Origin of the sequence: Halomonas sp. BC1 (assembly GCF_002078135.1) — a bacterium.
Classification (GTDB): Bacteria; Pseudomonadota; Gammaproteobacteria; order Pseudomonadales; family Halomonadaceae; genus Vreelandella; species Vreelandella stevensii.
Genome location: NZ_LFGS01000011.1, coordinates 122,328 through 124,572 on the forward strand (window position 1 = coordinate 122,328; position 2,245 = coordinate 124,572).

At 65.1% G+C, this 2,245-nt stretch carries 3 protein-coding genes; all 3 read left to right on the forward strand.

The window, feature by feature from the left end; all coding sequences use genetic code 11:
* The coding region (locus B7L72_RS09320; RefSeq protein ID WP_139788491.1) for a zinc ribbon domain-containing protein at positions 1 to 214 on the forward strand (214 nt) is incomplete at its 5' end.
* A gap of 112 nt (positions 215 to 326) precedes the next feature.
* Positions 327 to 1,730 (forward strand): MFS transporter, encoded by a 1,404-nt coding sequence (locus tag B7L72_RS09325; RefSeq protein ID WP_081138877.1) that lies wholly within the window; start codon positions 327 to 329, stop codon positions 1,728 to 1,730.
* A gap of 42 nt (positions 1,731 to 1,772) precedes the next feature.
* Positions 1,773 to 2,081: a BolA family protein gene (locus tag B7L72_RS09330; RefSeq protein WP_081138839.1), complete on the forward strand. Its 309-nt coding sequence runs from the start codon at positions 1,773 to 1,775 to the stop codon at positions 2,079 to 2,081.
* Positions 2,082 to 2,245 lie beyond the last annotated feature (164 nt).

Consider the following 2,245-nt stretch of genomic DNA (forward strand, 5'->3'; position numbering starts at 1 on the left):
GACCTGTGCGGGCTGCGGCCACAAGGTCGAACAAATGCCGCTAACGGTTCGCACTTGGGATTGTCCTCACTGCGGCACCCAGGGCATCGACCGCGACATCAATGCGGCGCTTAACATCAAGCATCAAGGCATCATCCAGTTGAAGGCCGAAGGACTGTCGGTCTCTGCCCATCGAGGCCTGTGTAAGCCCGGTCACGCACCGGCAGCGGCCTAAGACGTGGGAAGCCTCGCCCGTCAGGGCGGGGAGCAGTCACCGTAAGCGCACTGTGAAGCCGGCTTCGGCCGGTTTCGCCGTTTCAGAGGGGGTTGTTCAGGAAGTGATGACCATGCGACTGTTCGAAACTCGCCCCGGTGACGACGGCCTGCCCGGGCCAGAGCGACGGTTGGCCGTGCTGGCCTTGGTGACCGGTACCTTGATGGCGGTTATGGATACCACCATGATCAACCTGGCGTTACCGACGATTGCCGCCGACCTGGATATCCCGGCGTCTCGGGCCGTCTGGATCACCAACCTGTTTCAAGTGGTATGCGCCGCCTTTTTGCTGGTGTTTGCCGGTATTAGTGAGCTGGTCACACGGCGGCGACTGTATCTGTTCGGCATCGGCCTCTTCATGGCCGCCTCGCTGGGGGCGGCGTTATCCCGCCAGTGGGAGTCATTGCTGGTGTTTCGCGCCTTGCAAGGGCTGGGCGCTGCCGCCACCCTCTCCATAGGGCCATCGCTCTATCGAGCCATCTTCCCGTCGCGGCTGTTGGGCAGCGCGCTCGGCTTGAGTGCGCTGGTGGTGGCCGGGGGCTACGCGGCAGGCCCGACCTTGAGTGGCGTCATCCTGTCGTTCGCCGATTGGCCGTGGCTGTTTGCGCTGAACGTGCCCCTGGGGCTCTGCTCGCTCTGGCTGGCGGGCCGGGCCTTGCCGCGCGACACTCCCCGGCAAGGCGCCTTCGATACCCTGGGGGCGCTCTACTCCATGCTGATGCTGGCCAGCTTCTTCGTGGCCATGGACGCCGTCGGGCACGCTGCGCCCCTGTGGCAAAGCGGGGGCTGGGCACTGCTGGCCGTACTGGCTTGCGGGCTGTTTATCCGCCGCCAGCGGCACGCCCCTTATCCGCTGCTGCCGCTGAGCGTCTTTGCCGAAAAGCGTTTTACCCTGGCCGTGTCGGCTTCTGGACTGGCGTTTATCGGCCAAGGGCTGACCTTCGTGGCGCTGTCGTTTTTCTATCAGGAGCAGATGGGCTTTTCACCGCTGGAAACGGCCTGGCTGTTCACCCCGTGGCCGCTGGCTATCATGCTGGTGGGGCCGCTGGCAGGCAGGTTGGCAGACCGTATCAACCCTAGCTTGCTGTCGAGCACGGGCCTGGTGCTGCTGATCATCGGGCTGGTGGCGCTGGCGCAGGTCGATGAAGGCACGGGCGTGGCGGGAAGCCTGTGGCGCACGGCGCTGTGCGGCATCGGTTTTGGCCTGTTTCAGCCCCCCAACAACCGCGAAATGATGGGCAGCCTGCCGCCGGAGCGTAGCGCCAATGTGTCGGGAGTCATGAGCACCATGCGCACGGTCGGGCAGTCTTTCGGGGTGGCCCTGGTGGGGGCTGCCCTGGCGCTAGGGGCGCCCGTTCAGCTGACCCTTTGGCTGGGAGCGGCCACCACGCTTCTGGCGCTGCTGGCCAGCCTGTCGCGTATTCGCGTGGCGCAGCAGGCGTTATTGGCGCGGCGGGCATCGTCGGCTGGCAAGTAAGGGCGTACAATGGTGACGTTGCGGACAGAAGGAGAACGCCCCATGGCGATACAGACACAGATCGAGCAGAAGTTGGCGGCGCTGACCCCTGAGCTGCTCCAGGTCGAAAACGAAAGCCACATGCACAACGTGCCGGCCAACTCTGAAACGCATTTCAAGGTCACGCTGGTCAGCGATAGCTTCGAAGCCATGATGCCGGTGAAACGCCATCAGCAGATCTATGCGCTGCTGGCCGACGAGCTGTCGGGGCCGGTGCACGCTCTGGCGCTGCACCTCTACACGCCCGCCGAGTGGCAGGCCCGGGGCGGTGCGCGCCCCGATTCGCCCCACTGTCGTGGCGGCGGAAAGTGACACCGGAAGCCGCGCGAAGGCACTATCTGGAGGCCATGGGCATTACCGCCTGGGCCTCCCGCTATCAACTGCCCAACGCGCTCCCCACGCAAGCCTGTGAATGGGAAGACGCCCCTGCCAAGGCGCCACCGCGCGAGCGCCTGCACGCCCTGCTGGACGATGCT

Excerpts from the sequence above, each read along its gene's own strand:
- B7L72_RS09325 (WP_081138877.1), top strand. The coding sequence starts at position 327 with ATGCGACTGTTCGAAACTCGCCCCGGTGACGACGGCCTGCCCGGGCCA.
- B7L72_RS09330 (WP_081138839.1), top strand. The coding sequence starts at position 1,773 with ATGGCGATACAGACACAGATCGAGCAGAAGTTGGCGGCGCTGACCCCT.